Source organism: Mycolicibacterium fallax, from assembly GCF_010726955.1.
GTDB classification, from domain to species: Bacteria; Actinomycetota; Actinomycetes; order Mycobacteriales; family Mycobacteriaceae; genus Mycobacterium; species Mycobacterium fallax.
Genome location: NZ_AP022603.1, coordinates 4,115,867 through 4,140,833, shown reverse-complemented (window position 1 = coordinate 4,140,833; position 24,967 = coordinate 4,115,867). Strand labels below are relative to the sequence as shown.

Genomic DNA, 24,967 nt, shown 5'->3' with positions numbered 1-24,967 from the left:
ATGGTCTGGGGTGCGCACCCCCGGAATCCGCTCCCGCCGCGGGGGTGCCGGCAGCCCCCGCCACCATCACCGGCGCCGATGGGTTACGCTATCCCGGCCCAACTGGCGCGGGCATCGACCGCGCCCCCGTAGCTCAGGGGATAGAGCGTCTGCCTCCGGAGCAGAAGGTCGCAGGTTCGAATCCTGCCGGGGGCACCATGCCTGACCAGGGCGTTTACCTCGGTGGACGTTCTGGCAGGGGCGGTGCTCAGACCCAAAAGTCACACAAAAGTCACACCAGCCCTGAAACGGGGTCTCACTCCCCTACTGACTTCTTGCCGCGAATCTCCCCCAGGACGTTTGCTGCGTCCCGCAACGAATCCGTATCGGAGTGCAGGTAGAGCCGCGCTGTCACGTCCGGGGAGCTGTGCCCCAACCACGCCGCGATGACAGCGATGGGAACCCCTCTAGCCTGCATCAACGTGCCGCAGGAGTGCCGCGCGTCGTGCAGACGGACGTGTGGAACCTTCGCTATCCGCAGGCATCGCGTCCATCGCCGTGAGAGGTGGTCGGGGCGTTCGGGCTCCCCCAGCGCGTTGCTCAGGACGTACTTGCCGCCACGGTAAGCACCACCCGCCGCGAGGCGGTCTTGCTTCTGCCGCAGCTTCGCCTTGCGGAACACCTCGGTCATCGTGTCGTCCAGCGGGAGTTCCCGCCGCGACGACTTGGTCTTCTGACGGTCTTCGACAACATCAGCACCGTTCTGCACGCGCCCCCGTTGCAGAGTCACAGTCCTCTTGTCCAGGTCAACGTCGGACCACCGCAACCCGGCCATATCCTGACGGCGGAATCCGGACAGCGCCATGTGGTACAGGTGCGCGTCGCGTTCCTTGTCCCCTTGCGCCAGAACCTTCTCGATCTGGTCGAGGTTCAGGGTCTGGACAATCGAATCGCCCTTCTCAAAACGCTCTACGTCCATCGCGACGTTGCGGGACACGAGCTTCCTGGTGATCGCGTAGTCGAGGAGGTTTTCCGTCGCCTCGATGGTCTTGTTCAGGGAACGCACCGCGTTCGGTCGGCGGTAGCGCGGCTCCTCTGGTGTGGACTTCGGTGTCGGGATGACACCACCCTTCTTCAGGTCGGTCACCAGCGCGTCGATGTGGACGCGGGTCAGCTCCTGGATCGGGAGCGCGCCGTAGACCTGGCGCAGCGGAGTGATGTCGTAGGTAGCACCACGCAGCGATGTGGGACGGGAGCGATGCAGTGACGCCAGCCATGCAGTCACCACGGCGTCCACCGTGTCCCCGGTCGGCAGGGCATACGTGCCGTCCTTGAGCGCCTGCTTCACCTGGTCGTAGTAGTCGAGTGCCTCGCGCTTCGTGCCGAACTTCTTGTTGGTCCACTTCCACTTGCCCGAGCGGGGGTCCTTGCCCACGCGCAGCTTGACGCGCCACTGGACGCCGTCGCTTTCGTCTTCGAGCTTGTTCACGCCCGGGGGCAAATCATTTCGTTTAGCCATCGCCTCGTCTTTCTCTCGCGAATCGCGGGAGTGTGCGTCGCCGCCAGAGTTCGCGCTCTTCATAGTCAAAGTCGGGGTCGTCGCAGGACTCCAGTTCATTCGCGCCCTCCGCCATCGCACCGGTAGTCAGCGAGTCCCGCGCAGTGAGCCAGTTCCACACATGCTTCGTGTCCAGCGGGTCGGCGGGATCCAGGTAGACAACCCCCTCACCGTTCTCATCGGGCAGCTCGGGGTTGGGCATGAGCAGCACGGCGGGACTCACGTCGAGCGCCACCGCGAGCGCTATCAGGTCGTCCACGTCCACTCTCCTCAATCCGTTCTCAATCTCACTGATGCCGTTCGGTGGGATGCCGAACGGCTCGTCCATGGGCGGCGGTCCATCTAACTGCCGAGGGCGCAGGAACCCGTACGTCCGACTAGACAAAGCCCGTACAGACAACCTGCGCTGGTGCCGCAGCCTCCTCAGGTTCTCTGCGACGGCTTGCGTAGGTAGTCCCGCTCGCACCGGTTTCTTCGCCATGAGGTGTGAGTCTCACAGCTCCGAGCTGGTACGTCAACAGATTGCAATCAAATTGTACTCAACCTATTGACATCCCATGATACGCACTCTAACGTAATCATCATGAGTACACAAGCACTGCATAATGAGGACGATCTCCTCACCGTCATTGAGGCAGGTGAAGTCCTGCACGCGAGCCGCGTCACCGTTTTCCGACTCCTGAAGACCGGTGAACTCGCGTCCATCAAGGTCGGGAAGAAGCGCCTCATCCGCCGAGGTGCCATCATCGACTTCGTCCACCGCCAGGAGCAGGCGTCGCGGCGGAGGAGCGCGTGAGCACTGACTCGCGCATCCAAGTTCTAGTCATCCGCGCGGGAGCCGTCGCCCCTACCTACCCGTCGAGCATCGAGCCCGACGTGGCGCTGTACCAGCGGATCGTCGGCGGCTACATCGAAGCCGCGTATGGCGAGACCCACACGGGCGAGCGGGTCGTCTTCTACATCAATGAAGACGGGGTCGCGCTCGGTCTGCCGCTCAACGAAGTAGCCACCCGCATGTGGCACCGCCTGAATCCCGCGATGACGCATCAGGTTCTGCGAGGCGACGTCATCGTCCTGGGTGCGGACGGTCCCGAGGACGCCGATGTGCCGCCCTTGGCTGCGGATCTCGCCCGCGTCATCCATCACGACATCGAGGTCGAGCACTGGTCCGAGTCCATCCGCCGTGGGCTGGAGGACGACCAATGACCTGACCACCGGGGCGCTGCAGCGCCCCGCGTTCCAAACAGGGACGTGACAGTCCCAGGAGGGTGTACCGCCGGCCGGCAACGGCGCGGCGCATGGGCTCAAGACCCACTCACCCACGATGACGGCAACCGTCGTCACGAAACGAGAAAACCCCGCTCACTGCCAGGCGAAACGGGGCTATCTCAACAGGAAGATGAGGTTCATCGTACATGTCAAAATTGCTCGCCGTGGCGCACTACGCCACATCCCCTGATGTCGCGGCTGCAATGGAGCTGGTCTCCAAGCACGTCGTCGGCAATCCAAACATCCCGCTGTGGGCGGGCGTCATTGCGGAATCCCCACACGCACGGTGGGGATCCGCGTCGCACATCCTCCTACTGGGTCTCCGTGGGACTCACGGACAGATCCGCCCCGGACGGGGATGGAACGGAGCCCGCGCCGAACAGCCATATGTGTACCTGTCAGCCGCTGCGGGCGGGGAACGCTCCACGCCGATCCCGGTGGCTGATGACGAGGCTCTGCGCATGGCGCGCGCCCTCAACGATGCGGCAATCGAAGGGTGTTCCGCACCTGACCTCCTGGCTCTCACTGGGTGGAAACCGCTGCAGGACAACGAGTGTGATGTCCGCGCCGCTGTACTGGCGCGGCGACCTTCGACCGACCGCATGTGGGCTGTCCGCCGCCACTTCCTGTCTGCGGCGGTGGCGGCATGAGCACAGTGACCCTGTACACCAAACCCCAATGCCCGCCCAATGCCCGCAATGCGTGGCAACGAAGAAGTGGCTCAACAAGAACGGCGCTGACTTCGCCGAGGTGGATCTCACCACTGACCCCGATGCCCGCGATTACGTGATGTCCCTGGGCTACCTGTCCGCCCCAGTGATCGTCGCTGGCTCCGAGCACTGGTCGGGTTTCCGCCCTGACCGTCTGGATGGGCTGGGGAGGGTCGCGTGAAGACTGAACTCATCGACACCGATCCCGCGCCCACACAGGTGGTCTCCATCGTCACGGGGAACAACGCCGACCTCATCTCCGAAGTCGCACGGCTCTACATCCCCGATGGCGCTCGGGTGGCTGATGTCACGTGGGGGAAGGGCGCGTTCTGGAGGAAGGTGGACACCGCGAAGTTCACCGTCCAAGGCTCCGATGTCGCGCCGCACATCGGCGGGCACGGGGACATCGTTCTGGCGGACTTCCGCGAACTCCCGTACGCCGATGAGAGTTTCGATGTCGTGGTGCTAGACCCGCCATACGTGCACAACCCGGGAAAACACATGACCGATGCACGGTACAACAATGCGGAAACCACAAAGGGCATGTCGCACAACGACATCCGCAATCTATACCGCGATGGGATGCGCGAGGCGATGCGTGTGTTGCGCCCCGGTGGACGGATCTTCGTCAAGGGGAAAGACGAAATCGAGTCGGGGAAACAGCAGTGGTCTCAGACCGAACTGCTGCTCGACGCGGTGAGCCTGGGGCTGTACGGCAAGGACTCGTTTGTCCTCGTCCCCACCTCACGCACGGCGATGGGCAGGTGGACGAAGCAGCTTCACGCCCGCAAGGTGCACTCTTTCCTGTGGGTGTTCGAGAAGCCGACGAAGACCGACCGCCGCGTGTTTCAGGTGGTGGACGAGGACGGCTATGTCGTCGCCCGTCAGGCGCGCCGACCGAAGCACAAGGCACTCGGCGGCTGGGTCTGGGTCTGAGCTGACATAGGGAAGCCCCAGCGGAAGGTTCACCCGGCCGCTGGGGTTTTCTCGCGCTCAGCATGTGCCTGTGGAACGTCAGCCGTAGGCATCATCTCCACCGGTGCGTCCGTGAGCCTGCTCTAAGCTAGCCCCAACCATCAGTCGTAGGGGAGGGTGAAATGGCGACGAAGTCATTCAAGATGGACGTGGACAGGGTGCGGGCGTATGCGAAATTGATCTACGCCGCCTCTGACGCCGTAGATGACATCAACGCCGACACCATCTTGCAGGGTGGAGCCGTGGCGTGCACCGGAACAACATTGAAATCCGGCTTAGGGGATCGTGCTATTGAGCAGCGAGACGCCGTGAAAGCGATACGCGACGATCTCGAAGGTTTTGGCGACGAAATCCTCAACGCGGTTAATGCATTTGTTCGCCTCGATGGCGGTGACTGCGCCACCGCTCCGCCGAGTAGGACCGACCGCGCCTGATGTTTCCAAGCATCAGTGATGTCCGCGCTTGGACTTTGAGTGACCTCACCACAACGGCATTGCGATTGCGCCTCGGAGCCACCTCAATGGACCAAACCGCGCTGAGCGTCATCAACGGTCTCTCTGGTATAGAAAGCGACTGGGAGGGTGACACGCGGGACGGAGCAGCGGTGCGCGCGAAAGACCATTCGTCCACATTGTCGGAACAAGCTCGGCGCTGGAACAACGCCTCGACAGTGCTGGACACCGCCGCCGAGCAGCTCGGTCTGTTACGCGACGAAATCCTCAAGATTGTCGATGACCCGGAGAATCAGCGTCTCTTCGCTATTAGCGAAGTCGGCGGGCTTGCTGTCAATATCCGTACCGATGTTGATGCCTACGATGAGTCCATATTGGAGCGGCGCGCAACCCTAGAAAGCACGCTTCGAACCCTACTGTTTTCGGCTGATGCTGCCGCTCAGATGTACGACTGGCAGGTTGCCAACCGCCTCATGGGAGTGACAGACGAGGAGCGACCCTTCATTCCCGAACTACCTCCTCCACGAGAACTACCCACGGTAGGTAAGGAGTCCGCACGAGCCCTTGCTAATGAAGACGGCTCAGGTGACGCTCAGTGGGACACCTGGGATCCGAATTTGGCTGAGCAGGTTCAATTGCAGGCGGTGCGCGCATTCTGGCTGAAGGGTGGGATGTGGGGCAGCACCAAGGGGATGGAGAACTTCTATCGACTACTACGGCACTTCAACCAGAACACGGGCGAACAGATGAACGTATCGGTTGATGCCCTGTTTAATGATCTCGATGGCTTCCAGGAAAAGGCTAGTACGGTTGCGAAGGAAACTCTCGCGAGCGCCCAGAATGTCATGCCCAAAGGCTACACCGGACCCGTCGCGTTCCAGGGAAACTATAGTGGATCTTTCACGCCGGAATGGACGACAAATCCCGATTGGTTCTTCACGCTAGGAACTTTCGCTTTCCAAGAAAGCGGAGTTGCGATACCCACAAGTCAAGGGAACTACAACTTGGCAACTCAAACGACGATTTACGATTACTACAACTTCGACCAACGAGGCAAGTTGGGCATGCTCAACGACCTGAACCGCGCAGGGTGGGCAAAAACCTTCGACACCACGGGAACATCGTCGGTGCAGTGGGGCACATCATGAGACTGCGTAGAAACCGTACCGCCCTGCGGCGGGTCGGAGCTGCGTGCTTACTTGGTCTCCTACTGAGTGGCTGTAGCGAGAAAGACCTGCATGTTCAGAACGACGATTGGGCAGATGCTGAAACCATGCTGCAGGTCTCCGTTCCTGAGTCCGCAACCCGTATAACGAGGACTGTTGGGTCGGGCGGAAGCGGTTACAGCCACGCGGTGGAATTTCTAATCCCCGATGAGGATTGGAAGAGTTATGTCGGTGGGTACTACCACGACGGACTTCGTAAATCGAAACTCCCCTACAGCTCGGGAACCACTCCCCCGCTTTGCACTGCGGCGTTTCGTGATGGCGCTCAGCTTGAGGCGTGGGTAGCGAGTGACGAAATTTCCACTCCGCAATCACAGGAACCCTCGCGTCGGCAGGTAACGGTCACCACCAACTGCCAACCTGGACTGTCGCTGGTGCAATGGATGCTGTACCCAGACGGTCAACAAACTCCGTGAGCCACCACCGACGCGACGCATGCACGGGTGGCGGAGGTGTTCAGGCTTCGTTAACAGGCTCAGGCTGCGGGAACCGGTAACCTCCACCTGGTGCCCGTCATCGTGAAACCGCCGACGCCCTATTACGGCAGCAAGGCGTCCATCGCGCCGGCCATCACGGCGTTGTTCCCCGACCACACCCGCTATGTGGAGCCGTTCGCCGGGAGCCTGGCGGTGTTGTTGGCGAAGCCGCCGAGCAAGCACGAGATTGTCAACGACCTAGACCGAAATATCATGACGTTTTGGCGTGTCCTCCGTGACCAGCCCGAAGACCTCGCACGGGTTTGCATGCTCACCCCGCACAGCCGCGAGGAGCGGCGCGCGGCAATCCACATCCCAAGTGACGCAACAGATTTAGAACGCGCGCGGTTGGTGTGGTCTGCGCTGACGCAAGGGCGCACGGGGACGCTGATTAACACAGGCTGGCGGCACGCCAGGGACGCGGACAAAGGCAACCACGCCCGCACGATGCGGATGTACGTCGAACGCATCGAGCGGGTGGTGGAACGCATCCGCGATGTGAGTCTGGAATGTCGCCCCGCTGTCGATGTCATCGAGCGCTTCGGCGGGGACACGGACACGCTGATCTACGCCGACCCGCCGTACCTGGGCAGCACTCGGCGGTCGAACTATAAGACCGAAATGGGCGGCAGAAAATCCCATCAGGAGCTTGCCGAAGCGCTGCACCGATGCCGCGCGACAGTGGTGTTATCGGGCTACCACTCCCCTCTCTACGACGAACTGTTCAGCGACTGGTTCAGCGTCGAGCTGGCGGCACGGACATCACAAGGAGCCGTCAAGGGGCGGGAGCGCACCGAAGTTCTGTGGTCGAACCGTACGCTAAACCCGTCACATGGGGACGTGGACACGTCCAGGTGTGACGAGTTTCCGAGGCTCTGTGGGTACTGCGGACGGGTCGTTCCCAAGCCGAAACGGGGTCCGGTCGGGCGGTGGTGCGGCGGGGCATGCCGAACGGCGGCATGGCGTGCGCGGAAAGACGATGCGGGCATGGAACAGGAATCCGCTGCGGGATAGGGACGCAAAATAGTCGCTACGCGCTACGCCGCGTCCTCCTCCGCGTTGTCTTTGTCCACCACACGGAGCAAGGTCTCGGGGTGGGCGTTCAGTTCCCGCCAGGCTTCCACGGTGCGCGGTGGCTTGCGGCGGGTCGGGAACATCACCGACTTGTTCGCGCGGGTTATCGCTGATTCGGTCTCGTAACCCGAGAGGTAATTGAGCCTGGACTGCACGACGGGGATCTGCGTTTCCAAGCCGACCGCCATCGCCGCCGCTGCGGCAAGCGCGACGGTGCTCTGACGAAATTGGGTGTTGTACGGCGTGCCCTCCGCCGTCGCACTGTGGGACGCGGACGGTGTCCCCCACTGGTCTACGACGGCTTTGTTCAGCGCAGCCATCACACCGCGCCCCTTCCCCGCGACACCCGAACCGGTCATCCACTTCAGCAACGTCGGCAAGGGGAACTCCCCCACGGGCACGCGGTCTTTGTGCAGACGGTCTTGCAGCAGCGCCACGATTTGATGCCTGCGGAACGCGGACGGGTCAGTCTTCAAGTCGCCCCAAATGGGCTTGGCGAACAACACCAGCGTCGGGCGTTCATCATTCAGCGTGATCTTGGCGTAAGACCTCTTCACCAGGTCAGTCGCGCGGTGCCAGGTCGAATAGGCGGTGTGCGCCAATCCTTCGTCAGCGGGCTGTGGCACAAACGCCGACAACGGCTTGTCGGCGGCTTCCAGTAAGGGCGCGGTGATTCGGGCGATGCTCACCCCGCGTGTGGTCACGTCCACGGCGACGACCAGCGGGGCGGCAGGTGTTTTCAGGTTGCTCATCAGAAGTCTCCAATGCTGTTGTTGGGCTTGGTCTTGGGCTTGGTTGTCGTCGGCTTGGTCTTGGGCTTGGGCTTGTCAGGTGTTAGCGGGGCGGGTTCGGCGGGCACCTCGGTGCCCGCGTCCCCTTCGGGCTCAGCTTCGCTAACACCTTCGGTGGCATCGGCGGGGATCAGTCCCAGGCGAATCACTTCCGCCCTGATCTGCTCGGGAGTGAGACCCAGCGTCGGCGCGGCGGGTTCCTCCACTGCCTTGGTGGGGTCGCCGGCCGGCTCGGGCTCGCTCACCGCTTCGGGCTCAGCTTCGCTAACACCTTCGGCGGCGTCTTCGTCATCGAAGGACAGCGCGCTGTGCCCTCCACCAATACCGCCGATGGGAACCGCTCCCAGCCACTCGGGACTAGCGGGGTCGTAGCGCTCCATCCCAGGCTTGACGTTGCCGTCACGGTCGGTCAGCGCCACGGTCTCCGTCGAAGCGACGGTTTCCATGTCGGGCTTTTCACCTCCGCGCCATTCGGGACTATTCGCCTTGATACCCATACGTGGAGCCAGCCACGGCACGGTCTCGCAGACGGGCACCCACCGCTCCCAGGTTGCGCGCACCTCGTCGGTTGGTGGTCGAACCTTGCTCGGCGCATCCTCCGCGAGTGACGTTGTGCCGGGGCTCCATCCGTAGAAGGACTGGAATTCGATGACAGCACCTGTTTCGCGGTCAGCGGTGAGTCCGCGTCCCTGCTTGCCCTTCAACCTCGCGCCGATGAACGCCGCGCGCTCACGGGTCTCAGGCGTGAATGCTTCGGATTGCAACGTGATGTCCGAAGGCGCTCCCAGCGACACGGTGAGTCCGAGGTTTTCCTGCCAGCTACCAGGCACCGCGCCATCGCCAGTCTTGCGAATCGTCTGGCTCAGCAGGACGCAATGCACGCGGCACTCGCGTCCGAGTCGCAGGATGATGTCGATGTCCTGCAGAAACAGCGCCGAGCCCTTCGAGCCGAACGTCGCAGTCATCTTGATCGCGGTCGAGCCCCACTCGTCCAGAAGCAGCAGCCACGGCTGCATGCCCGCGAATGCATCCGCGTCCCCCGCCTTCTTGGCTGCACTCGCTTGGGCGTAGCGCCGCTCCACCTCGACACGGATACGTCGAACCATCACCGCAATTTGGCTTACGTCGATGGACGGCGCGACCATCGCGATCCCTGGCTGACCCTCCAGAGCGCTGAAGTCGGAGCCCTTTCCGTCGCCCACGAAGGCTAGCCAACCACCACCGCAGTCGTTCCCGTGTTCGTCCTTGTACCCCGTGCGCAGGGACTCAATCAGGGTTCGTCCCCACACCGACTTGCCGCCACCCGTTCCGCCCGTCACCAGGACGTGCGGTTGACTCAACAGCGGGTAGCTGATGGTGTTTCCGCGTGCATCGACGCCGAGCATCCAGCGGGTGCGTTCGTATCTGGACAGTGCCTCGGCAATGCTCGTGGCGGTCCTGGTCGGCGGTTCCGTGCTGACCGCCGCTGGGAAATGCGAAGGCGCGTCATTGAAGCGAAGCCGAACAGAGCCGTCCGCGTCCTCACTCACCGCCAGGTGCTCGGCGCGGACACCCTGCGCCTTGAACATCGCCGTGAGCTTGTCGTGGCGCGCGACCCAGTCCTTGACGGAGCTGCCCTCGCGGTGCGCGAAGACCAGCTCCAGCCCGTCCTGCTGAATCTCCACGGCGACCAGCTCAGGGACATGGACAGTTCGCACGGGCAACGCCATCTCGCCGTAGGACGTGTTCACAACCCGCTGCTCAACGGATTCGCGGTTCATCCCGGCCGCGGACATGAAGCTCGCCATCCAATTGTCATCGCGTAGACGGGACAGGATCGGGTAGCGCTCCTCGCACTCGGTGATGAGATCCCGCGAACGCTTCGCCCAGGTCTTCCCCTCGGTGTCGTCCAGGAAGGTCTGGTCGCGCCGTGCGGCTGCGCGCCAAACATGGTTTTCGCGGGGAACACCTCCGCCAGGCGGGAGCACTACCAACGCCCCGGCGTCCTTGCGGCGGAGACGGATAGACACCGACTCAGGAGGGGCGGCACGCCAATGCCAAACCACAATCCCCTTGCGGTTGGCGTGGGTCGCTCCCGCGTACTGCGTGACGCCAGCGGATAGGATGCGCTTGACTTCCGTGCTGCCTGCCTTGGTCACCTCGGCGGCGACGGACTCCACGGCTTTGTGTCCTTGCGCGTCGATGGCGCGAACCTGGTCATGGATCGCCCACAGAACCTTGTCGGCGGCTTTTTGATCGGCGTCTTCGCGATTCCACTGCTGCTCTTGGCGGCGCTGCTGCATGTGCCAGACCTCGCGTCCGGTCGGCTGATAACCGCCTCCGCCCTGAAAGAACATCCCCATCAGACCCATCTCCCATCAAGTTCTGCGACAAGCTGTTCCGCTGCGGCAATCGCCTGTTGCGCCTCTTCGACATGCGCGGCGCGGGTGCCCTCAACGGCTTCCGAAACCGCGCGGTGCGCTTCTTCGATGGCGTCCCGCTGTTGGAGTTGCGCCTGCGCCAGCGCGCTCAAGCGGGGCTTGCCGCCACCACCACCGCCGCTCAGGCGGGACTTGATCCACAGCGCGATTGCGAGCGGGATGGCAATGATGAACAGGAACTCAATCCCGCCGAGCATTTTGTCGCCGTCGCCGGATCCAGCAGCGAAGATCACGAACACGACGGCGGCACCGGCGAGCGCCATCAAGATTCCCGTGATGTTGAGCTTCGGCATGGCTTATCCCTCGTCCAGCTTCTTGTCGAACAAGTCATCCAGGTCATCCGCCACTGGCGTCGGCTGCGGTGTCGTCGTCGGCTGCGGTTGCACAGGGACACTGTGCGACTGCTCACGGACTAGGAGAGTCCCGTCAGCCTGCGTTTCGACCTGATAGCCCGCGGCTCGCGCGCGGGCGATGGTTTCAGCCAGTTGCTCCTCGGTGAGGTTCACCGTCTGGTAGATGTTCCCATCAGCATCGAGCTGCGGCGGCACCGGTGGGTAGCCATAGACGGGCTGCTGCGCCATCGGCTGCACAGGGACGGTGTACGGCTGCGGCGGATACCCGTACATGGGCTGCGGTGGGTACACATGACCCTGCTGTTGCGGCTGCGGCTCACTCTTCTCGAACAGCCCAGCAAAGAACCCCGCGATTGCCGCGAGCACCACACCCACGACGGGGATTCCGTCGATGCGCTCACGGTTCCGCTTGTAGAGGGTCGTCAGGACGACACCCCACACCGCGAGCATCACCAGCGCGAACAGCGCCTCATTCGCTCCGCTTTTCATGATCAACCTCCGTACTTCGACTTGATTCGCGCGCGTTCTGCTGCGCGTTCGGCGTCGCCCTTTTCAGACCGCGCCGTCCTCATCCGCTCAGCTGCGTTGGATCCGCAGGCGTCCATATCTGGACCGCTCGCGCCGTGAGCGCGGGCGCACGCGGCGAGTTCGGTGTAGTACCTCGCCCCGATGTCGTCGCCGTCCGCCGTCTCCTGGACAGCGGACTTCTCATAGCGAGCGACTTGTTCATCGACCTCGCTCGAAGAGCCGTTGAACATCACGAACGCCAACGCGGCAAGTCCTGCGACAGCGGCAATCAGTAGTCCAGCGTTCGGCTTCTTCTTGTCCGGTGCTGGCTGTGCGTACGCGCCGGCCGGCGGGTAAGGCATGTTCGGCGGCACTGCGAACTGCTGCTGTCCCTGCGGCGGCGCGTAGGGCAACGGGTTTCCCGGGAATGTCATTTCACCTCTCCGTTCTGATCAGTGGCAGGCGGCTGAACCGTCTGCCGCGGGTTTGCTGACACACCCTGCGGCGGGTACGCGAAGACCTGCTGCGGCATCGGTTGCGGGTATGGGTACGGGTACTGCGGAGGTTGTCCAGCAAACTGCGCGGGCGGTGCGTAGCCCTGCGGATAGCCGTAGGTCATCGGCGGCTGCGCTGCTGCTTGCTCTTCCTTCTCCAGCTTCTTCGCGCTGTTCCACAACCACGATGCGACCGCGCCGATGACGAAGCCGATGACCTTCACGGTGTCGCCCTCGTTGCCCGTCATCGCGACGACGCCGACGACTGCGACCGCGATGCCGACCACGCCGAGCACCATCGCGTAGGTCTTCCGTTCCTTCGATGGCGCGCGCGGCGGCTGAACAGGCTGAGGCATCGGGTACTGATAACCCGGTGGCTGCACCGTCTGTCCGAACTGCGGCGGCATCGGTGGCTGCTGCGGGAATGGTGTGGTCATCGTGGTTCTCCAAACTGTGAGTTGGGTGGCGCGCTCCACTGCGGAGCGGGCTGCATGTGCGGCATCTGCGGGACGCCGTACATGGGCTGAGCGAACGTCAGCGCGGTGTTGTCCTTGTAGGTCAACAGCCACGCTGCAGCGCCCAGCTCCACCGCGAAACGGGCGATGATGGGGAACCAGTCGAGCGCGGACATCGACACCGCTTCGTCGGACATGTCCAATCCGCCGAAGGTGTCGGGGTCAGCGGCGGCAATCGCGCGGAAGGTTTGCAACAGCGTCTCCGCCGCCTGCATCAAGGTCACCTGTTCGTAGATCCAGTAGGCGAGGGCGAGGAGGAGACTGACTCCGAGCACACGCGCGGCTTGTGTCCGAGTCATGACACGTCTCCGCCCGTGACGGAAACATGCGGTACGTCCCCCTCGGTCGCGGCGGCGCGGTGACGGCGCACCAGGACGGTCGCGGCGGCGAGGACTACGAGCAGTGCAACGAGCGCACCGACGATCACGGGCGTGGGGTCGGTCGCGCCCAACATCGCGTCGAGGGTTGTGTTCGGTACTGCGCCCTTGTTCGCGTTGATGGTCGCGATCACTTCATCGCGGATGGGGGTTCCGCCCGGAGGATCCGCGAGGACGCCTGCGCCGATGTCGCCGTCCCACACCTCGCACCACTGCGGGCAGGGGTTGTGGGGTGGGACCGTGGTTTCGGTTGTCATTACTTCTCACGCTCCTATCTATGGAGCGTGTTTTCCGAAAACCTCGGGAGCGGCGCTCCGTGCCAAATGTCGGGGGGGGTCTCATTTCCTAATCTGCGCTGAAAGCGGCGCTCGCGCCGATAAGCAGGCAGTAGTAGAAAAATCAACTCACATGGCTACGATAGCATATCTATTCAAGGTTTTGCATAGTCATTCACCATTTCTTTTCCCGGTCTTACCTGCGCTGATAGAAAGTAGGTGGCACAAGTTCGGGGCATGCTTCGCCATTTATGCAGGTCATCGGCGGTAAATGCAAAGAATGGTGTTAGTGCGGTGTTAACACTTATCAGAGGAAAACTTCTGAAGAAAGACTCTTGAAATCGACCCGAGACACGATGAATCCGTAACGGAATCCGTAAGAAGGGGCGTAACAGCACACGTAACCGCCCACGTAACGGTGGTCGTAACACCGCCCGTAACGGTGGTCGTAACAACAGGGCGGTTCTCGGAGGTGTTCATAAACGCCGTGGTCAAACTAGGTTTTTGGGAACAAACACAAGGCGTTTCGCGGGGAGAGACCCAGGCGCGCCCGTAACGCGGGTTTTCCATGGGTTCTCGACCCATCCTCAGCCCACGGTGGGAGGGGTTCGTGACGGGGAAATGCGACAGCCCACCAGCGGAGAGGACTGGTGGGCTGCCGGGTCTGGAGGTCAGCTCGCGTTGGCGAACTCGGGCTGGCGGGAGTCGCGAATCTGGCGGACGGTGCGCTCACCCATGCCCAGGCTCGCCGCGATGGTCAGGATGGGCTGTTCGTCGTCCAGCATCTGGAGCACCTGAGCCACGTTCTCGGCGGGCGTACGCTTGCCCGTTCGGGCGAGCAGTGCCCGTGCCTCGATCAGATGGCGGTCGTGACCGTTCACGGACTCGTGCACAGCCACGTTCACGGACTCGGGCACCGGTCGGGCGTGACCGTTCACAGCTTCGACCGCGTGCCCGTTCGTGTGAACGACCGTATGCCCGTTCGTGTGACTGACTTCGTGCCCGTTCACAAGGCGGTCGTTCACGTGACCGTCAACGATGACCTGGGAATTTTCTAGTGCACGTGCACGCTCGGCGGCAGCCAATGCCCGCTGTTCGCGTTCCCACGCCCGTTCTTCGCGCTCTGCTTCAAGTCGTTCACGTTCAAGTTCGGCGGCTTCCTGCGCGGCGGCTTCCGCCCGTTCACGCTCGACTCGTTCACGTTCAAGACGTTCACGCTCAGCCGCTTCCTCGTCTTCCATCTCTGCCCGTGCCGTCCGCAGTTCGGCGGCGGACGCGGGGCGCATCGCGAACCAGGCGGAGGTCGCGGCAAGGAGCGCCAGGTCAATCGCGGCGGCGAAAACCGACGCCAGCCAGGCGGCGTAACCGCCGACGATGAACAGCTCGCGAAGGTGCGTGTAGGACGCGACCAGGGCAATGATGAACAACATCGCGGCGAGGGCGGTAGCACCGAACGCGGCGCGCTTCCCCTGCACCGTTCGGGGTGCGGCGCGGTGCACCGTTAGCGCCATGTGGGCTCCCCAACCCGCCAACAACGGCGGGAGTGAGAACACGGTCAACGCCAGCGGGACGGACGCAGCCACAAGCGGTGCGGCAAGGTTGCCAGCCAGGGTCAGCCCAAGCCCACCAACCATCCCCCACGCGAACACCGACCGCGCACGGGCACGTTCAGCCTCCTCCGACATCAGCAGGTCGTACCGCCGTTCAGCGGTCATCAGTGTGTTCATCTTTGCTGTTCCTCTCCTCGCAGCAAATGTGATTGTTGCTCCTCCACTACCCCGGCGAAAGTCTCCGAAAGGGACGTGCTAGTGCTGTTCAGCAGCGTGTGCAGGTTTGCCCGCAACTGCTCCACGGTCGTCATCCCGAACCGTTCCCACTGGCGAACACAAGCTCGTTCAAGTCTGCGACGGGATTGGTGACGGTCACGATTCCGTCCGTGACATTGACCGCGCGATGAGCCAGCAGGACTGTCAGCGGGACACCGATTCGGGCGGCTCCCCACGCCGACAGCAGCATGGACAAGGGCATGCCGTGCGGGCTGTCAGCGAAGAGCAGAACCTCGTGCGCGGTTTCCCGGTGGAGGGTGTACGGGTTGGTGAGGGCGTTGATGCGCTCAGCCGTGGTGGTGGTGGTGGTCATCATTTGCGCCCTTCTTTGCGGCACGCATCGCATGGTCCGACCCAGTTACGAGCCCTGTAGTGCTGCCCACACGCTTTGCAGACATAGCGCGAGATCGGGTCTCTAGCCACGCGCGCGGCGAACTGCATCCCACTACTCATACGGTTGCAGTGGTCCTCCGGTGGCAGCGCGTTGAGCGGAACGTCGTCCCACCGCGCATACCCATCGGGCAGCGGGAATCGTCCAACGCAGTACTCCTCCGCCAGGCTTGCGTCGTTCTCATCGACAGCATCCGCAGCCTCCTCCATTTCTGAAGCCGGTTGCTCCGCGTACTCCTTCACTACGATCAGCGCGGAGGTGAGGGCGGTGGCACTGCTCCGCGCCTCGTCCATGTCCGGTGTGGAGAAGTCGCGTTCGCGGTCGTGAGAGTCGTCGGTGTACGTGACCCGACCGCACACCTCATCGACCACGTCTGCAAGCGCGGCGACGGCATCGCGCAGCCGCTCAGCGTCGGAGCGCGCTTCGTTGGAGTCGTAGGTTTCGATTACGTCGTTCATGGTGTTTCTCCTTGTGTTGTTGATGGTTGGTTAACAGCGATGCGCGGGGATCATTTGTCCCAGTGCGTTCCGAGCACTTTCGCGTCGGCGTCGATGGGCACCCCGTTGAACGTGGTTGCCATGATTGATGTGATGCGCTCAACCGTCGCCTCAACATCGGTGTCGGGGATCTCCAACACCCATTCGTCGTGGATGCACAACCAGAGGTTGTCGGCGAATCCCGCGTCCGCCAAGCGGATACCCGCGTCCACGAGTTCGTCCCGTCCCGCGCCCTGAACCAAGGCGTTAAAGGCGTCCTTCGCCATCGCGGGCGACTTGGACAAGGCGCGTCCGGACGGAAGTTGGATGCGGACATTGCCCGCTGCGACACGCGCCATCGCTGCGGCTGCGGCAGGCTTCAGTTCGGGGTATCGGGCGTCGATGCCCTCGCGGCTCAGCCGTTTTGCGCGTTCGAACAGTTCCTCATAGGGGGTGTCCTTTTCCTTCACCTGCCAGGCGTCTGCGATGGAGCGTTCGCCGCGTCCATACATCCGTCCGAGCAGGACCGGCTTCATCGCGTTGCGTTGTTCCTCGGTGGCGTCATCGCCGAACGCGGCTTTAGCCACTTCCATATACGGGTCAAGACCCGCGCGGAGATCCGCAAGCATGCGGGCATCGCCCGACAGCGCGCCTCCGAGGCGAACTTCAACCGAACGAAAGTCGGCGGAGACTAGAACATAGCCAGGGCGCGGGACGATGAACTTACGTAGAGCCTTCGGCACGTTCTGCAGGTTCGGGTTGGACGAAGACCAGCGCCCGGTGGAAGCGCGCAGCGGATTCAGTGAGGCGTGGATCCGTCCGTCACGCTCCGACTCACGCAGCCACGGCTTGGCATAGGTGCCGATGGTTTTGGTGAGTGCCCGATGCGCTAGCAGGTCGGTGACGATAGCGCTGCTTCCCTTCAGCAGTTCCAACGTCGCGGCGGCGGTGTTCGGCAGCATCCGCTCAAGCAGCGCATCGGTCTCCACCTCGGACAGCGGAGGTTCCTTCGTCCCCCACGCGCTGCGAAGTTCCGCCTCGATGGCGTCGCGTACCTGCCGAGTGGAATTCGGGTTCTGAATTCCGTGTGCGTTCAGTCGCGCCAACAACTCCACGGCGCGCGCTTCGGCGTCGGTGAGCCACTGCTGGAGTCCTTCGCGGTCAACGAGGAATCCGCGCCGTTGCATACGTGCGGCGAGCTGGGATGCGCGGCGTTCGCGCTCAAGGGTCGCGGCGGTAGCCGCTGCGGCGGCAAGTGGGTGGATGGTGCGGTACAGACGGCGGGTGTCGATGGCGTCGGCGGCGCTGTAACGAAGGAACGCGGGATTGCGCGGATGCATCTTCGACCAGGCGGACCTCGATGACCAGCCGCGCTCCGCCCACATCAAGTGCATCTCCGCCTGGGCTGCCGTGGCGGCGCTGTGAGGCAGCCAATCGTCGGAGAGCGCCTTCAGCCCTCGTGACTTCGTGTCGTTGTCCGGTGTCTCGATCAGTGAGGCGAGGGTGTACGTGTCGGTGGTGTGTCCGAGAAGTTCGACACCGTCCACCAGTCCCGCACGGTCGAAATGCAACGCGTCGAACTGGGCGTTGTGCATGACAATCTCAAACTCACCGGCCAGCACGCGCTGAAACAGGATCCCGACCGCGATGCGGTGATCCTCGGATGTCATATCCAGAACCACGGCGTGGGTGTCGGAGGCGAACGAAGCCAGCGTCATGGTGTCGAACCATCCGAGTCCCGTGGTCTCCGTGTCGGCGGCGAGCGGAGCGCCGTTCAGCGAGCGGATGACCGCTTCGATGTCGGAGGTTGGGTCAACGTCGGCGGGCGGCGCGAACACCACATAGTCATCTGTTGGGCGGGTTTTGAGGGCGTACATCTACTGCACCTTCCAAATTGCGAGGTCGGAATCTTCTGGCTTCGAGGGGGGAACCATGTACCGCAGCGGGTCGCCACGGGGGCGGTCGCGGATGACGAAACCCGCCTGTGCGGCGGTCGGTATGAGCACACGAGCCAATGCGCGGGCACGCTCGGGGTTGACACCCAAGTACTCTGCGAGATCCGTGATGGGCAAGTGGCGGATGGCGAACAGGTCAGCGCGTGTCTGCCGACGTTCGCGGTCGCGGTCAGTCCACTTCTCGGACTCCGAGTCCTTGCCGGCCCATTCAGACAAGCGAACTTCGCGCGCTGCGATGCTCTCCCAGATCTCGTGTGTTGTCGGGGCGGCATGGGAGGCGATGAATCGCGCTGCGTGGTCGTGCAACGACGCGGGTTCCCAGGGCTGGATCTCGGGCACGGAGTCGGTGAACTCTGAATCCCACGCGGGATCGTAGGACTCAGGCGCTGCGGATGCCTTCTTGACTGCGGGCTTCTTGGCGGGTGTCTTCTTGGCGGGTGTCTTCTCCGGCTCTGCCTTCGGCGGGTCGATGGTCTCCGTCGCGGCGGTCGGCGCAGCCACAACAGGCTCGACCACCTCGACATCGGAAGTGCGGCGGGCACGGACGGGTCGCGGCGGCAGGTTCAATTTCACTGGTGCCTGCTTGACGAACTGGACGGTCTTCCATCCACCAGCGGAAGGCGCGTTCGATGTGGACGCCTTCCTCGCCCGTGTGGGGGCGTGGTCTGCCAGCCCCAACATCCGACGTGCTGTCCGAACATCTCCGCCGTAGAGCTTGTGCGCGTACAGCTTCAGCTTTCCCACGGTCTGCTTGTTCTCAGTGGTCTCCAATGCGGAAAGCACCCAATCGGGGAGGGTGGACGTGAAGAACGTCACCGGTGGCGGCGCGTCACAGTCACTGTTCCGCAAATGGCTGCAGCCGACCGCATGCGCAACGGCGGAGCGATTGCTGGACGCGTCGGGATGGCGCAGGGTTACACATCCCTCGCCGTCAACGTCGGTCTCTTCCCAGCCTTCGAGGATGTCGGTCCACGGGGTGTGGTCATCCCATGCCCACAGACGGTCTTCGCGCGCAAGATGCGCGGAGCGGGACTGAGCCTTCTCCCGCTGAGCACGACGTGAGTTCAGGTGCTCTCGGAGTGGGGCTGCAAGGAACGCGGGCAGGGGACGAATCGCGGTGCCTGCGGTGGGGACGTAGGCACCTTCGGCGCGGGTTGATGGCGCGATCAGGGCATACCGCTTGCCCGTCATCAGCACCGGTACCGCAGCCTTGCGCGCTTCCTCGGTCTCGCACGCAACGGTCGGCTCCCCCAAAGGCAGCGAGACTCCCGAGCGGTTCAACTCGTCGCCGTCGATGTCGTCAGGGAGGGCGTAGAAGAAATGCCCCATCCCGTCGTGTTTGACAGTGCCCTCGCGGGTGATCACCCCGGGCGACGCCTGAGTGCGCGGTCCAGGGTCATAGCCGTGACGCTCGCAGAATGCCAGCCATGCGTGCATCTGGTCGGTGGTGTCCACATCCACGATCACCAGGCGCGAATGTCCAAGCAAGACAGCGATGTTCGGCTCCAGCTCCGCGTAGTCCGGGTGGGACCTCACAACATCGGCAAGGTCTTCGTCTTCAACGCGTCCTGCTGCGACGCGGGAAGTCAGGCTCGCGATCCGATCCTGAGCCTCCTTCCACATCACCTCAAGCTCACCAGGGTTGATGGTCTGTCGCTGATAGAACTCCGAGACGGCGGGGAGTTTCATGTACGGCAAAAGCGGGATGGTGCGCCATCCACGTGTCTGCGCCAGGGACAGCGCGCGGTTCAGAGATCCCTGCGCGGTCATACCGACATCCCCACTTGCACGGTTCCGAAGTCCACGGTGCGGACGTTGGACTTGCCGTCCACGCTGCCCATCAACGCCTGTTTGGCGTCCTCCCCAGCCTCGGTGAGCTTGATACCCGCGATCTTCTTGACGGTGCGGCGCTTGCCCGGTTCGGGGCGGATGAGCCTCGCGGAGGGCACCGACTCCAGCATCTCCATCTCCAAGGACGGAGGACTGGAAGGCGTCAGCGAGGATCGTTGGCTGTTCTGGCTCTTGTACTCCTTCCACAGGTTGAACAGCATCCGCACTTCCACGGTGTCGGACTCGTCCTCGGTGACCTCGATGTACTCCATGAGGAAGTCCGTCCACACCGATCCCGCGCCCTGCGCTTCTGCGGTCGCCGCACGAACCTCTTCCGGGACTGTCAAGCCCTCTGCGTAGTAGAGGCGCAGCCCCTCCAACATCCAGTTCAGGATCCCCGGTGCTTCCTCAGCCAGCTCGTCACCGAGCTTCGGATTGGCGGGTGCGATGGACAAGCGGCGGAGTTCGTCGGAGTCGTTTTCGCTCCACCAACGCTGGTCGAACGGCACGATCTGGACACCGCGCCAGAACGCCAAGTCGTTCGCGGGGACGCGCGGAGCATTGTTCGTGGTCAGCCACAGCGTGTGTGTCGGTGTCCAGGATGTGTTGTCTTGGTACAGCTTTCGAGCTGTCAGTCGCTCAGGGCTGCGCAGCTCCTTGAGCAGTTCCGCGTCCCACCGAACCTTCTTGGTCTCCTTGGCGTACGCCATGCGCGCACCGTTGAGCACGGTGAGGTCGGTGGTTGGTCCGGACGATGCGGGCTTTTCCTCAAGGACGGTCTTCGGGAGAATCCCGGCGTAGGTGCCCATCACATGGAGCAACGTCGCGATGAAAACGGACTTTCCGTTGCTTCCCGTCCTTGCCCACAGGATGAAATGCGTCTGCTCAATCAACCTGCCGACCAACGACAGCCCCGCCGCTTTCTGCAGGTACTCCGCGATGTGGGGACGCTCGATGACCTCACCGGTGTCACGGTCTGTGTGCGAGGTGACCTCGGCAACGAACTGCACCCACTTTGGGCACCGTGCGTCGATGTCAAAGTCTGGTCCGACGCTGCGGAGCATCAGGTCATGGCGGTTGGCGCGCCGCGTGCGGATTCCTTCAGCCAGCGATCCCTCCGACAGATCCAGCACCTGGTCACCGGAGCGGAGCAGGTAGGGCTCCGAGTCGAAGTCGCCCTTCATCAGGACGCTGTCACGCCCGCGAAAATCCTCGAAAATCTTGTTCGTGTTCATGGTGTCCCCGATCCAGGCGTCGGCGGGAACCGAGTATTCAGTGATGACCGTTCCATCACTGAGCGTGAACCTCCCGAACGACGAGTCGTAAGTGCCATAGCCCTGGGCTTCCAGGCGCTTGCCCTCGGACGGTCCAATGGCGACGGTCTTCACCGGGATGACGAGCTGACTCGACTTCGCTTCGTGGTCGGGGGGTGTGCAGCACTGCTTCACCAGTTCGCGGGCGCGGGAGTCGGTGATCTCCGAGGTGGAGGTGCCGTCCCACTCATAGAAGGTGTTCTCGGCGCGGTGGTACCGCAGCCGTCTGTCCATCAGGGCAGCAACTGCGCCGGCCACCTCGCGGTGTATCGCCTGGACGACCACCGGTGGCGCTTGCAGCGGCTGGTTCAGGTAGTCCTTGATGGAGGGCTCGCGCAATTCCCCATCAATTTCGACATACTCCGCTAGCAATTCGCGGGGGTCGGTGTCCGACTGCGGGATACCAGGACGCCGCGCCTTAACAGGCTTGGAGTCGGAGGCTTCTCCCACGTCGGGCTGCTCTGCATCCTCGGGGTAATCAGGCTCGTCGGGCAGAACATACTCATCGTCGGAGACGTGATTAGACTCGACGGCGTTGGATTCAGATGTTACCATTTTATTAGCGCTTTCCATCAGGGCGGGTTTCGTTTCTCAGGCGACCCGCCCTGATTGCTGTCTCAGGCTGATACGAGTTCGTGGTCGATGGGCAAAATTCCCCACAGGGAGTCGGCGTCGGAGGGCTTGACCAGATAAATGGGACGCCCTACGTCATCCGTTTTCGCGACATACGCGGGGAGCCGTCCCGATTCAATGGCACGGAGAACGGTCTGCCGCGCGATGTTATGACGGCGGTGAATGGAGCTGACCGTCTCCAGACCCAAGTGCTGAACCCGTGGAGTGCGGGGCTTGTTTGCTTTCATAGCTACCACAATAAACGCCAAGGCAGTTGTTTGCACGGGTCGATTTCGTGTCGCCGTGACAGTTGTTAATGTCATATAAACACTGGTCAGAGCCCTAGTTACCACCGTATATCATCCCTATACGCCGCCATTTATCAGGCGCTATCCGACTTTCCGCCAAGCGCCAGCAAACAATTGCGTTCGCAGCACGTAGCGGTGTGAATACAGGAAGTGTGAGCAAGGTCACTAAATGACGCGCCGTTCGGCTACCGTTTCAAGCGGAAAAGCGCTACGGCTGACACTCGCCTATGTCACCAATAGGGCGCTAGACGACCCAGGAAAAGCGGAGGGCTGGAGGGCGGGAAGGCAAACGGAAGATGAGGGCGCGCGATACAGATTCTCGTCCCCAAAAGTTTGCTGGCGGAGAACAGGGGACGAGAATCGGAGCGGGGATTTCGGCGATTTCAGCAATCCGGGAACAAAGTGGGGACAAACTCCTCATCGCTCACCCCCTCTGACCTGCACCGGGACAAAGTCCTTGTTTCTCATCTTGTTGGAGCTATAGGCGAAAATGATATTAACACCCCCGATTACAGTAGATGTTTGCTGTAGCTATAAGTGTGGTATAGACAGGGTGTTAATATCATTTCTCCCTAGGAAAACAACAAGGTGAAGTACCTCCTACTTTGTCCCGGTGCAGGTCAGAGGGTGTTTCCTGAGCAGAGTTTGTCCCCACTTTGTTCCCGGACCCTCACAAACCACGAAAATAACCTCTCTGACGCACCCAGATAGACAATCGCGCTGCGGGATCGGGCATGTCTGAGACCTAGAGCAGTTCCGCCGCGCTATGGGCGTTGTGGACGGCATCGGAACAGCCCTCCAACTCTGTGCGGACGAAAACCCCGTCGAACAATTCTCGTCTCCTCAATACAACAAGCAGCCCGCCGTCCGCCATGCAGCAGAAGCTCGGCTGCGGTACCGCCGACGACCAGGCGTTTCGGCTTCCCCTACTGTTGCGCATAGTTATTCACCTGCACGCATAGTGTCCCGAATCAGCTAACCGTGTTGACTCCGTATTAACACGTCTACCTGCACAAATAGGTGCTCGTTTCCGTGCATAGCTATTCATCTTCCTGTATAGTTATCCACATGAGCGATACGCGGACACCCACAGGGCAGGACTTGATGACCCTGAAGAAGTCCCTGAACAGGGCGAACACCCATGTTCGAGACTTGCGCCGTCGTCGCACGGACACCGCCCGCGCGCTGCGCGATCAGGGTTGGACACTCCCCCAGCTCGCTGGAGCGATGGGTGTGTCCACGTCCGCTGTCCACCAAATGCTCGGACGAAAAGGAGCTGACCAGTGACCGAGAGCAGGGAGCCGACCCACGGCGGCGGCAACAAGATCACCATCGTTGACCTCACCGACGAGGACTTCGAGCCAGAGCCCACGACGGACGATGTCGCCGATGACGACGGCGTCCTGGACATGACTCCCGACAAGCCTGTGGTGCCCGTCTGGACTACCGAGGACACCGGGTTGACCGCACTCTGGTCGCCACCGGAGCCCCCGAAGCACCGTCCGAGCCTTCGCGTCATCGCCGCAGTCGTCGCGGTGGTCCTCGGTGTCGGAGTGCTCGCGGGAACCGTCTACACCCGCTTGAACCCCACCTATTCCGTGTCCCTCAGCGAGGAGGCGCAGGCGGCGCAGAACCACCAGCAGGACCGTTTTGACGAGTGGCTGGCTTCCTACCCATCGACCGTCCGCAATGCCCGTGGGGAGGGCGGCGAGTGGGTTTCCGAGCCCAAGGATGGACGCTTCGGAGATGTGGCGTTCCGCCGCGACCTGTTGGCGGGCAGCAAGTTCTCCGAGATGCCGGCCGGCGTCCCGCCCCTCAACGAGTGGGACGGTCGTCGCGCCGCTCTGGTGTCCCTGTCAAAGGAGCTTGCGGCGACCCGCAAGCCGTGGGTGTTCCTCGCAAACGAGTACGAGGTTCCGACCGGTCGCAACGAGGACGGCGATGGGCGCATCATCATCGGCGGCGAGCACGTACCCGTCCGCACCGACGCGCTGCCGACCGAGGTCAAGAAGCTCATGGCATCGCTCTACGCGGACGGATTCGTCAACGCGCGCAATCAGATCGCCGCGACGTATGGACTGGACAAGATCCACTCCCAGCTCACCATCGACCGCGAGGGCATCGACTCCGTCACCATGCCGCGCACCTACGTGGATGCGAAATGGGCGGACGTGGACGCCCTCCCCGCAGGCTCACGGGAGCGTGCCGAAGCTGAAGCCGAGTACCAGGTAGCCATGCTCAACCGGACTGACGACGACGCCAAGTTCGTCCTCGGCACTGATGTGACGGTCACCGAGCACCGCATGGGCTGGGTGACCTACTACGCCCTCCTCACCTTGGGCTTCCTCCTGATTGTCGCGGTGCTGTTCCCCGCAGCGCTGCGCGAAATCGACAACGCCGAAGACTCAAGGAGTGCGGCATGACCGAGCAGATCACCCACGAACACGCCGAATACGCGGCATCAAGCGCCGCGTTGACCGCGTTCGCCGACCAGTGCGCCGCCCTGGCGACCACGGCGACGGGGTTGTCCACCAGCACCACCGATGCGCTGTCCACCTACGTCACCCAGTACAGCCCCGGTGAGGTGTACCAGACAGCCGTGAAGGGGCAAGCGTCCACGGCGAAGGAGTGGGGCGACGGGATGGCGGCACTGGCGCGGCACGCTCGCAGCCTGTCCAAGCAGATCACCAAGGTGAGCACCGTTGACCAGGAACGCGAGACCGACGACGCCGCGAAGGCGAAGGACATCGACACCGACGTAGACCCAACCCTGAGGACGGCGTGACATGGAAATGACGACAATGC

At 62.7% G+C, this 24,967-nt stretch carries 25 protein-coding genes, 1 tRNA gene and 1 pseudogene; 11 read left to right on the top strand and 16 right to left on the bottom strand.

All coding sequences use genetic code 11. The annotated features are described in order from the left end of the window. The first annotated feature begins 122 nt into the window (after positions 1-122). Positions 123-198: transfer RNA gene (locus tag G6N10_RS19920), tRNA-Arg, on the top strand. Between the two features lie 97 nt (positions 199-295). On the opposite strand, the gene G6N10_RS19915 is transcribed toward G6N10_RS19920, so the two are convergent. Together G6N10_RS19915 and G6N10_RS19910 are read right to left on the bottom strand one after the other, a co-directional pair. Continuing rightward, entirely contained in the window at positions 296-1,468 is a 1,173-nt protein-coding gene (locus tag G6N10_RS19915; protein WP_163742619.1) for a tyrosine-type recombinase/integrase, read from the bottom strand. A gap of 22 nt (positions 1,469-1,490) precedes the next feature. Beyond that, a complete protein-coding gene (locus tag G6N10_RS19910) occupies positions 1,491-2,018 on the bottom strand; it encodes a helix-turn-helix domain-containing protein (RefSeq protein ID WP_109750563.1) in 528 nt (175 codons plus the stop codon). A gap of 102 nt (positions 2,019-2,120) precedes the next feature. On the opposite strand from G6N10_RS19910, the gene G6N10_RS19905 reads away from it, so the two are divergent. The 8 genes and pseudogenes from G6N10_RS19905 to G6N10_RS19870 all read left to right on the top strand — a co-directional run bounded on the left by G6N10_RS19905 (position 2,121) and on the right by G6N10_RS19870 (position 7,659). Then, complete coding sequence (locus G6N10_RS19905) at positions 2,121-2,333, top strand: helix-turn-helix domain-containing protein (protein ID WP_085098151.1); 213 nt, start codon at positions 2,121-2,123, stop codon at positions 2,331-2,333. Next, positions 2,330-2,743 carry a DUF3846 domain-containing protein gene (locus G6N10_RS19900; protein WP_085098149.1) on the top strand — a complete coding sequence of 138 codons (414 nt, stop codon included), beginning with the start codon at positions 2,330-2,332 and terminating at the stop codon, positions 2,741-2,743. Before G6N10_RS19905 ends, G6N10_RS19900 begins: the two co-directional genes overlap by 4 nt. Before the next feature lie 209 nt (positions 2,744-2,952). Next, positions 2,953-3,456, top strand: coding sequence for a hypothetical protein (locus tag G6N10_RS19895; protein ID WP_163742617.1), 504 nt, complete (start codon positions 2,953-2,955; stop codon positions 3,454-3,456). Continuing rightward, positions 3,453-3,697 (top strand): annotated as a pseudogene (nrdH, locus tag G6N10_RS19890) (glutaredoxin-like protein NrdH). The gene G6N10_RS19895 and the pseudogene nrdH overlap by 4 nt, the downstream one beginning before the upstream one ends. Then, the gene (locus G6N10_RS19885) at positions 3,694-4,452 is read left to right on the top strand and encodes a TRM11 family methyltransferase (RefSeq protein WP_085098142.1); all 759 of its coding nucleotides are present in this window, start codon (positions 3,694-3,696) and stop codon (positions 4,450-4,452) included. Before nrdH ends, G6N10_RS19885 begins: the two are co-directional and overlap by 4 nt. A gap of 161 nt (positions 4,453-4,613) precedes the next feature. Next, a complete protein-coding gene (locus G6N10_RS19880; protein WP_133055172.1) occupies positions 4,614-4,925 on the top strand; it encodes a hypothetical protein in 312 nt (103 codons plus the stop codon). A gap of 86 nt (positions 4,926-5,011) precedes the next feature. Continuing rightward, the gene (locus tag G6N10_RS19875) at positions 5,012-6,091 is read left to right on the top strand and encodes a hypothetical protein (protein ID WP_133055171.1); all 1,080 of its coding nucleotides are present in this window, start codon (positions 5,012-5,014) and stop codon (positions 6,089-6,091) included. Positions 6,092-6,675: 584 nt separating this feature from the next. Further along, entirely contained in the window at positions 6,676-7,659 is a 984-nt protein-coding gene (locus tag G6N10_RS19870; protein ID WP_220096821.1) for a DNA adenine methylase, read from the top strand. A 23-nt stretch (positions 7,660-7,682) separates the two neighbouring features. Here G6N10_RS19870 and G6N10_RS19865 read toward each other — a convergent pair whose 3' ends face one another. The 14 genes from G6N10_RS19865 to G6N10_RS19800 all read right to left on the bottom strand — a co-directional run bounded on the left by G6N10_RS19865 (position 7,683) and on the right by G6N10_RS19800 (position 21,815). Further along, the gene (locus tag G6N10_RS19865) at positions 7,683-8,471 is read right to left on the bottom strand and encodes a hypothetical protein (protein ID WP_085098139.1); all 789 of its coding nucleotides are present in this window, start codon (positions 8,469-8,471) and stop codon (positions 7,683-7,685) included. Beyond that, the gene (locus G6N10_RS19860; RefSeq protein ID WP_163742614.1) at positions 8,471-10,852 is read right to left on the bottom strand and encodes an FtsK/SpoIIIE domain-containing protein; all 2,382 of its coding nucleotides are present in this window, start codon (positions 10,850-10,852) and stop codon (positions 8,471-8,473) included. Before G6N10_RS19860 ends, G6N10_RS19865 begins: the two co-directional genes overlap by 1 nt. Further along, positions 10,852-11,223 (bottom strand): hypothetical protein, encoded by a 372-nt coding sequence (locus G6N10_RS19855; protein ID WP_085098136.1) that lies wholly within the window; start codon positions 11,221-11,223, stop codon positions 10,852-10,854. The genes G6N10_RS19860 and G6N10_RS19855 overlap by 1 nt, the downstream gene beginning before the upstream one ends. A 3-nt stretch (positions 11,224-11,226) precedes the next feature. Beyond that, positions 11,227-11,772, bottom strand: a complete 546-nt coding sequence (locus G6N10_RS20150; RefSeq protein WP_085098133.1) for a hypothetical protein — start codon at positions 11,770-11,772, stop codon at positions 11,227-11,229. A 2-nt stretch (positions 11,773-11,774) separates the two neighbouring features. Beyond that, the gene (locus G6N10_RS19845) at positions 11,775-12,224 is read right to left on the bottom strand and encodes a hypothetical protein (RefSeq protein ID WP_133055170.1); all 450 of its coding nucleotides are present in this window, start codon (positions 12,222-12,224) and stop codon (positions 11,775-11,777) included. Continuing rightward, positions 12,221-12,721, bottom strand: coding sequence for a hypothetical protein (locus G6N10_RS19840; protein ID WP_133055169.1), 501 nt, complete (start codon positions 12,719-12,721; stop codon positions 12,221-12,223). The genes G6N10_RS19845 and G6N10_RS19840 overlap by 4 nt, the downstream gene beginning before the upstream one ends. Continuing rightward, a complete protein-coding gene (locus G6N10_RS19835) occupies positions 12,718-13,098 on the bottom strand; it encodes a hypothetical protein (RefSeq protein WP_133055168.1) in 381 nt (126 codons plus the stop codon). The genes G6N10_RS19840 and G6N10_RS19835 overlap by 4 nt, the downstream gene beginning before the upstream one ends. Then, the gene (locus tag G6N10_RS19830; protein ID WP_085098121.1) at positions 13,095-13,433 is read right to left on the bottom strand and encodes a hypothetical protein; all 339 of its coding nucleotides are present in this window, start codon (positions 13,431-13,433) and stop codon (positions 13,095-13,097) included. Before G6N10_RS19830 ends, G6N10_RS19835 begins: the two co-directional genes overlap by 4 nt. Positions 13,434-14,122: 689 nt before the next feature. Then, a complete protein-coding gene (locus tag G6N10_RS19825; RefSeq protein WP_133055167.1) occupies positions 14,123-15,178 on the bottom strand; it encodes a hypothetical protein in 1,056 nt (351 codons plus the stop codon). A 130-nt stretch (positions 15,179-15,308) separates the two neighbouring features. Further along, positions 15,309-15,593, bottom strand: coding sequence for a hypothetical protein (locus G6N10_RS19820; protein ID WP_085098115.1), 285 nt, complete (start codon positions 15,591-15,593; stop codon positions 15,309-15,311). Next, on the bottom strand, positions 15,590-16,126 hold the full coding sequence (locus tag G6N10_RS19815; RefSeq protein WP_085098113.1) for a hypothetical protein: 537 nt from the start codon (positions 16,124-16,126) through the stop codon (positions 15,590-15,592). The genes G6N10_RS19820 and G6N10_RS19815 overlap by 4 nt, the downstream gene beginning before the upstream one ends. A gap of 50 nt (positions 16,127-16,176) precedes the next feature. Further along, entirely contained in the window at positions 16,177-18,021 is a 1,845-nt protein-coding gene (locus G6N10_RS19810) for a DNA polymerase (RefSeq protein ID WP_085098110.1), read from the bottom strand. Further along, entirely contained in the window at positions 18,022-19,869 is a 1,848-nt protein-coding gene (locus G6N10_RS19805) for a bifunctional DNA primase/polymerase (protein WP_085098107.1), read from the bottom strand. Continuing rightward, complete coding sequence (locus G6N10_RS19800) at positions 19,866-21,815, bottom strand: DNA primase family protein (RefSeq protein WP_085098104.1); 1,950 nt, start codon at positions 21,813-21,815, stop codon at positions 19,866-19,868. Before G6N10_RS19800 ends, G6N10_RS19805 begins: the two co-directional genes overlap by 4 nt. A 1,630-nt stretch (positions 21,816-23,445) precedes the next feature. On the opposite strand from G6N10_RS19800, the gene G6N10_RS19795 reads away from it, so the two are divergent. Continuing rightward, positions 23,446-24,585: a hypothetical protein gene (locus G6N10_RS19795; protein WP_085098099.1), complete on the top strand. Its 1,140-nt coding sequence runs from the start codon at positions 23,446-23,448 to the stop codon at positions 24,583-24,585. Then, positions 24,582-24,947: a hypothetical protein gene (locus tag G6N10_RS19790; RefSeq protein ID WP_085098096.1), complete on the top strand. Its 366-nt coding sequence runs from the start codon at positions 24,582-24,584 to the stop codon at positions 24,945-24,947. The genes G6N10_RS19795 and G6N10_RS19790 overlap by 4 nt, the downstream gene beginning before the upstream one ends. Positions 24,948-24,967 lie beyond the last annotated feature (20 nt).